The sequence below is a fragment of the Streptomyces sp. SID13726 genome (assembly GCF_010548375.1).
GTDB lineage: Bacteria > Actinomycetota > Actinomycetes > Streptomycetales > Streptomycetaceae > Streptomyces.
Genome location: NZ_JAAGLY010000590.1, coordinates 1 through 418, shown reverse-complemented (window position 1 = coordinate 418; position 418 = coordinate 1). Strand labels below are relative to the sequence as shown.

The window sequence follows — 418 nt, the reverse complement described above, 5'->3', positions numbered from 1 at the left end:
GGGAGAGGAGTTCGCCGTAGCGCAGGTCGAAGGGGTGGTCGTCGACGAGCAGCCGGATGACCTTGCCGTCGGTGACGTTGACGGTCGTCTGCCCCGACTCCGGATACCCGTACCCGGCCTCGGCGTAGGGCAGGGGGCGGCTCGTGTAGACACTGTTGAGGTAGGAGCCCGGCAGGCCGTGGGGCTCGCCCTCGTCGAGGTTGCCGCGCCAGCCGAGATGGCCGTTGGACAGGGCGAACACCGATTCGCTCTGCGCGAGGACGTCGAGGTCGAGGGCCGTCTCCCGCAGTTGCCAGGGCTCGGTCGCGAAGTTCTCGTGAGTGATCATCGGTGGGCCAGCAGCTCGGAGAGGTCACTGACGACGACATCGGCGCCGTGCGCTCGCAGTTCGGCGGCCTGACCGGTGCGGTCGACGCCG

1 pseudogene is annotated in these 418 nt (G+C 69.1%); it reads right to left on the bottom strand.

The features are described 5' to 3' along the window. Window positions 1-328, bottom strand: a pseudogene (locus tag G3I78_RS49275) (family 65 glycosyl hydrolase); the annotation flags it as partial. Window positions 329-418 lie beyond the last annotated feature (90 nt).